4 protein-coding genes and 1 pseudogene are annotated in these 6433 nt (G+C 67.9%); all 5 read left to right on the top strand.

What is annotated here, in order from left to right:
• Positions 1–1650 (top strand): ATP-binding protein (locus I71_RS08825; RefSeq protein WP_042693948.1); only part of this gene is annotated, 1650 nt, incomplete at its 5' end.
• Positions 1647–3002: a sigma-54 dependent transcriptional regulator gene (locus I71_RS08820; RefSeq protein WP_042693946.1), complete on the top strand. Its 1356-nt coding sequence runs from the start codon at positions 1647–1649 to the stop codon at positions 3000–3002. The genes I71_RS08825 and I71_RS08820, both read left to right, overlap by 4 nt.
• Before the next feature lie 109 nt (positions 3003–3111).
• The gene (locus I71_RS08815) at positions 3112–4788 is read left to right on the top strand and encodes a calcium-binding protein (RefSeq protein ID WP_042693944.1); all 1677 of its coding nucleotides are present in this window, start codon (positions 3112–3114) and stop codon (positions 4786–4788) included.
• A gap of 223 nt (positions 4789–5011) precedes the next feature.
• Positions 5012–5320, top strand: coding sequence for a hypothetical protein (locus I71_RS08810; protein ID WP_042693942.1), 309 nt, complete (start codon positions 5012–5014; stop codon positions 5318–5320).
• 134 nt (positions 5321–5454) lie between these two features.
• Positions 5455–6433 (top strand): annotated as a pseudogene (locus I71_RS08805) (4-alpha-glucanotransferase); the annotation flags it as partial.

Here is a 6433-nt window from a genome sequence, read left to right as displayed (position 1 = left end):
GCGGGAAGTGCCAGGGCGCAGTTGGCGCTCTACAACGCCAACCTGCGGGCGGAGCTGGAGCGGCACGCCGCCGTACCGCTCGCCCTGGCCCAGGATGCGGAGGTGCGCGCCTTGCTGGCCAACCCGACGCCGGATGCGGTCGACCGGCTGAACCGCAAGCTGCAGGACATCGCCCGCGCGCTGGATGCGCTGGCGCTCTATGTGATGGATGCCAAGGGAACGACGGTGGCGGCCAGCAACTGGAACAGCCCGGCCAGCTTCGTCGGTGAGAATTTCTCCTACCGGCCCTATTTCCGCATGGCGATGGACCAGGGCGAAGGACATCATTTCGCGCTCGGCACCACGTCGCTGGTGCCGGGCTATTACACGGCGAACCGGGTGGTGGCGGAAAACCGCACAGTCGGGGCGGTGGTCCTGAAACTGGGCTTCGACCGGCTGGAGCGGGCCTGGGCGCCGGGCCAGGAGAAACTGCTGGTGACCGACCGCGACGGCGTGGTGTTCATCACCAATGTGCCGTCCTGGCGCTACCACGCCCTGCCCCGCCGCCTGCCGATCAGCCTGCCGATCATCCCGGAAGGCACCAGCGAGGGACTCGACGTGCTGCCCTGGGCCTTCGGCGGCGCATCCGACCGCATCGCCTTGGAGGAGAAGGGTGGGCAGAAGCGCTATCTGCTTGCCTCCGTCGCCATGCCGGGCGGCGACTGGACGCTGCATAGCCTGACCAGCCTGGACCCGGTGACTGCCCGCGCCTGGGTCGCCGGGCTGCTGGCGGCTGCGGCGGTGGCGATGGCGGCACTCGCCGCCTATGCCGCGGCTCTGCGGCGGGTGGCGCTGGTCGAACGGATCGCCCTGCAGGAGGAGTCACGGGCGGAACTGGAACGGCGGGTCGCCGCCACCACCGCCGACCTGCGCGCGGCGGAGAACGAGTTGACCCAGGCGGCCAAGCTGGCGGCGCTGGGCCAGATGTCGGCCGGCATCGCCCACGAGATCAACCAGCCGCTCGCCGCCATGCGCAGCTTCGCCGACAATGCGGTGGTCCTGCTGGACCGCGGGCGGCTGGACTCGGTGCGCGGCAATCTGGCGGATATCGCCGAGCTGACCGACCGCATGGCCGCCATCACCCGGCAGTTGAAGGGCTTTGCCCGCCGCGCCTCCGGCACGCTGGGGCCGGTGTCGGTCCAGGGAGCAGTGACCCAAGCGTTGGCCTTGCTCGAATCCAAGCTGCGGCGCGAGGATATCGCGGTCGAGGCCGATCTGCCCGACCAGACGGTGACGGTGGTGGCGGAGGATGTGCGGTTGCAGCAGGTTCTGGTCAATCTGATCGGCAATGCGGCGGACGCCATGCGCGGCTGTCCGGTGCGCCGCCTGCGCATCGCGCTGGTCGCCGCGGAGGGCGAGGCCCTGCTGAGCGTTGCCGACACCGGCGGCGGCATCGCCGATGCCGACCTGCCCCGCCTGTTCGTTCCCTTCTTCACCACCAAGGAAGCCGGCGAGGGCTTGGGACTCGGCCTGTCGATCAGCCACGGCATCGTCGAGGATTTCGGCGGCAGCCTGACCGCCGCCAACCGTAACGGTGAACCCGGCCACGGCGCCGTCTTCACCCTGCGGCTCGCCACGGCGGAGCAGCCCTCCAAGGAGCAATTCCAATGAGCCAGACCGTTCCAGAGGCCGCCGGCAGCGTCATCTTCGTTGACGACGAGCGTGCGGTGCGGCTGGCCGGGCAGCAGGCGCTGGAACTGGCCGGCTTCGAGGTGACGCCTTGCGACGGAGCGGAGCGGGCATTGCGTCATCTCGGACGTGACTGGCCGGGCTGCCTCGTGACCGACGTGCGCATGCCGCAGATGGACGGGCTGGCCTTGCTGGCGCGGGTGCGGGAGATCGACCCCGATCTGCCGGTCATCCTGATCACCGGCCATGGCGACGTGCCGATGGCGGTCGAGGCGATGCGCAACGGCGCCTACGACTTCCTGGAAAAGCCCTTTCCGTCCGACCGGCTGACCGAGGTGGCGCGGCGCGCGGTGGAGAAGCGCCGGCTGGTGCTGGAGAACCGCCGCCTGCGGGCGCAGATCGCCGGCGGGGCCGATCCGGCGGAGACCATCGTCGGCCGCACCGCCGGCATCGAGCGGCTGCGCGCCACCATCGCCGCGGTCGCCGATACCGATGCCGATGTCCTGGTGTTCGGCGAAACCGGCACCGGCAAGGAGATGGTGGCGCGCGCGTTGCACGCCGCCAGCGGCCGGCGCCGGAATCCCTTCGTCGCGCTGAATTGCGGCGCCATGCCGGACTCGATCTTCGAGAGCGAGCTGTTCGGGCACGAGGCCGGTGCCTTCACCGGAGCGGCCAAACGCCGGGTCGGCCGGATCGAGCATGCCGGCGGCGGCACGCTGTTCCTCGACGAGATCGAAAGCATGCCGCTGGCCCTGCAGGTCAAGCTGCTGCGGGTGATTCAGGAACGTGTGGTCGAGCCGCTGGGATCGAACGAGCAGGTGCCGGTCGATCTGCGGGTGGTCGCTGCCACCAAGTCGGACCTGCGGCAGGCGGCGGATGCCGGGACGTTCCGGGCAGACCTCTATTACCGGCTGAATGTGGTGGTGCTGACCATCCCGCCGCTGCGCGAGCGGCGCGACGACATCCCGCTGCTGTTCCAGCATTTCGTCGCCCAGGCCGCCGCCCGCTACAACCGCGAGCCGCGCGTACCCTCCCGCGAGCAGTTGCAGCGGCTGATGGGGCAGGACTGGCCGGGCAATGTCCGCGAGCTGCGCAACGCGGCCGACCGCTTCGTGCTCGGGCTTGAGGATGCAGCGCCGGCGCCGGTGTCGGCGCCCTCGACGCTGTCGTTGGCGGAGCAGGTCGATCTGTATGAAAAGGGCCTGATCCAGGCCGAACTCGCCCGCCATCGTGGCAGTGTGAAGGCCGCCATCGAGGCGCTGAACATCCCGCGCAAGACCTTCTACGACAAGCTCAAGCGCTATGGGCTGAGCCGCGACGATTTCCTCGACTGAGACCATGCGACATTTTATACCCCGGCCGGCGAACGGAATGGTTATTGTCCCCGAAGGGTTATTGCGTCAAACTACCAAGGGTTGATCGGCGGCAATCGCGGATGCGACGATGGACGGGGTGATTCCAAAAGCCTTCCGTTTCTTCAATCGCAGGACGGGAGAGCATTTCTATACGGCGAACGCGGCCGAACGGGACGGCATCATCGCCGGAATGCCGGATATGGCCTATGAAGGCGTCGCTTTCCTGCAGGGTGGCGGCGCCAGCAACCCGGTGTCGGTGGCCCGTTTCGTCAGGCTGGACACGGGCGAGCATTTCTACACCGCCAGCGTCACCGAACGGGACTATATCCTGCAGACCATGGCGGACGCCTATCGCCTGGAGGATCCACAGGCGTTCCTCGTCTCCGCGACGCCGGATTCGTTGTTCTCCCAGCCCGTCTACCGCTTCGTCGACACGGCGACCGGCAGTCATTTCTTCACCGCCTCCGAAGGCGAGCGGGATGGGGTGGCGGCAAGCCTGTCGAGCTATCGTTATGAGGGGGTTGCCTTCTATGCGAAGCCGACTCCGCCGCTCGCCCCGTCTCCGGCGGGCGATTTCGACGAATCCTGGTATCTCCAGGCCTATCCGGATGTCCGCGATGCGGTCACTGCCGGCTGGATGACCGCCCGCTCGCATTACGACCTGTTCGGCAAGCGGGAAGGCCGCATGCCGAGCGACATGGCGGTGCTGACCGGCAACGACCATTGGATTGCCTTCGACGGAGCGCCGGGCCATGTCCGGATTCTGCATGGCGGATCGGGTGACGACATTCTGGACGGCATCGACGGATACAGCATCTCCACCAGCACGATGGTCGGCGCCTACAACGGTTACAGCGACTACAGCGACGTGCTGTTCGGCGAAACCGGCAATGACACGCTGTATGGCGCGCAGAACGACACTCTGAATGGTGGAAGCGGCGACGACACCTATTACGTCCATTCCTCCGGCGTGCTGGTGACAGAAGGGAGCGATGCCGGCACCGACGAACTTTTCCTGATCGAGGACAGCACCAGCGGTTATTTCAACTATTCCATCCCGGCCAATGTCGAACGGATGCGGGTGTTCATCAATCCGATCGCCAATCTGTCGGTTCCGACCATCGCCGGGAGCACCGGTGACGACTGGATCTCCGCCGGCAGTACCAACACCCAGATCCGCCTTCTGGGCGCCGCCGGCAATGACACGCTGAATGGCGGCAGCGGCGGAGCGGTCGTGGAGGGGGGAACCGGCAACGACTATCTGCTGGCGGTCGGGTACAACGACGCGCGCTTCTACACCTGGGTATCGTCGGCCAACGACACGCTGAGCGGCGGTGACGGCGACGACACGCTGGTGGCGTGGACCGGCAACGACCGCCTGACCGGCGGCACTGGCGCCGACACCTTCCTCGTCGATCTCGGCTCTCCGCCGAACCGGCTCTGGCAGGATCCGAAGGCCTGGACCTCCTATCGCGGGCCCAGCGGCAGTTCCTACGTCCCTTGGTTGGGGGAGTCGGTGACGACGGTCACGGACTTCCAGCCGGGGGTCGATGTGCTGAGCTTCCACCACACCTCGCTCAGCCTTGCCGACATCATGGCACGCTTCAATGACCGAGGCGATGGCATGGGGGTTGTGGCCAGCTTCACCACCGATGAACTCGGGCTTTCGGTGACGAGCGGCACCGGCAACGGCTTCACGCTTTCGCTCGACAATGTGAAGCAGTGGCAAATCTCGGCCGACTGGTTCTCGGTATCCCCGACCTGACGGCATGCCTGCCGTCCTGCAACTCTCCCATCCGGCCAGTTGACGGGCGGCGACGCTTGCCCCTGGGGATAGCGGTGCCCATCTGCCGTCTCCACCCGTCCGGCAGCCGCCGCGGGTGGAGCGGCGGGACGGACCTTTCCTTCGTTCCGGCTGTTGTAGCGATAGACCGTGCAGCACCGACGTCGAAGGGGACGGCCTGAGAATGTCACCGAGGATTAGCACCATGACCCCCCGTCTCCTTGCGGAGCTTCTGGAACCGATCCTGACCGCTGCGGATGACGACGAAGAGGCCCTGTCCGAGGCCGTGAACCTGACCGCGGAGGCCATGGCGGCGCTGGGCGCCACCGTGCTCGACCCCGACGGCCAGCCGGCCCGCGGGGTGTCCGATGAACGGGCCGTCGTCGCCGCGCTGAACACCCACGCGCACAATCTGATGCGCGACGGGCAGTTGGACGATGTCGTCGAGGCCCTGCAAGTTGCCGAGAGGATCGGTCGTCTCGCCCATCTGCCCCACCACCCGCGGACCGTCTGAACACTGTTTTTGGGAAAAGGGCGCGGTCGTTCGTGGAAGCGGCTAAGCGGGTGCGGGAACTCCTTCCCTCCGTGCTGCCCCTCCCCGCTGTTTGAGCGACGTGCCACCCAGCGCTCAACAGGGGAGGAGCCCTCGTGCCCACTTCGCCGCAGCCACATGTCCAGCCGACCATTCTCGCGAACCCGCTGGAAAGCGAAATCCTGTCGCGTCTGCAGGACGATCTGCTGCCCGCCCATCTGCTGACCCGCCGCTGGTATGCGGCGAAGGACGCCGGACGGCCGGTCGTGCGCATCGTCGATGCCCTGCCGCTGTCTCTTCCCGGTGGGGCGCAGGCCCAGCTTTGTCTGCTGCGGGTCGAACCGCCGGGGCGGGAGCCGCAGCTTTACCAGCTTCCCCTGATCCTCGACCGCAGCACCGGCGAGGATGCGTCGGCGATCGCCGGATCCAAGGACCTGCCGGTTTCGGGCCGCCTGCGCGACGGCTATGCCGATGACGGCGTGGTCCGCGCGCTGCTGGGCGCCATTCTGACGCATGGCCGCGAACCGGGCGAAGCGGTCCTGTCGGCCGGCCTCACCGCCGGCCACACCCGTGCCTGCGAGGCGATGGCGGAGCGGCTGAACGCCGACGCCCCGCTGCACCGGATGACGGCCGAGCAGTCCAACACCTCGATCCGCATCGGCGACGCCGCCATCCTGAAGGGGTTGCGTAAGCTGGAGCCCGGCATCCATCCCGAACTGGAGGTCAGCCGATTCCTGACCGAGGTGGCGCAGTTCCCCAACACGCCGGCCCTGCTGGGTTGGGTGGAGCGGGCCAACAGCTCCGGCTCCACCACGCTGTGCGTGATGCAGGAGCTGGTGCCGGAGGCGAAGGACGCCTGGGGCCACGTCACCGGCTACCTGAACGACCGCGTCGCCCGCTTCGAGGATGGGGAAGCCGCCAAGGCCGCCGATGCCGACAGTGTCGCCTTCCTGCGCCTGCTGGGGCAGCGGACGGCGGAGCTGCACCGGGCGCTCGCCACCCCCGGTGGCGGCGACGCCTTCATGCCGGAGCCGGCGACGGCNGAGCGGTTGAGGGAATGGGCTGGCGGCCTGCGGACCCTCGCCAACCGGGTGC

The sequence above is a fragment of the Azospirillum sp. B506 genome (assembly GCF_000333595.1).
Taxonomy (GTDB): domain Bacteria; phylum Pseudomonadota; class Alphaproteobacteria; order Azospirillales; family Azospirillaceae; genus Azospirillum.
Note: the sequence above shows the minus strand (reverse complement) of the source record. Positions and strands in the feature narration are given on the sequence as shown.

Coding starts and splice junctions, on each gene's coding strand:
- I71_RS08820 (WP_042693946.1), top strand. CDS start 1,647: ATGAGCCAGACCGTTCCAGAGGCCGCCGGCAGCGTCATCTTCGTTGAC.
- I71_RS08810 (WP_042693942.1), top strand. CDS start 5,012: ATGACCCCCCGTCTCCTTGCGGAGCTTCTGGAACCGATCCTGACCGCT.
- I71_RS08815 (WP_042693944.1), top strand. CDS start 3,112: ATGGACGGGGTGATTCCAAAAGCCTTCCGTTTCTTCAATCGCAGGACG.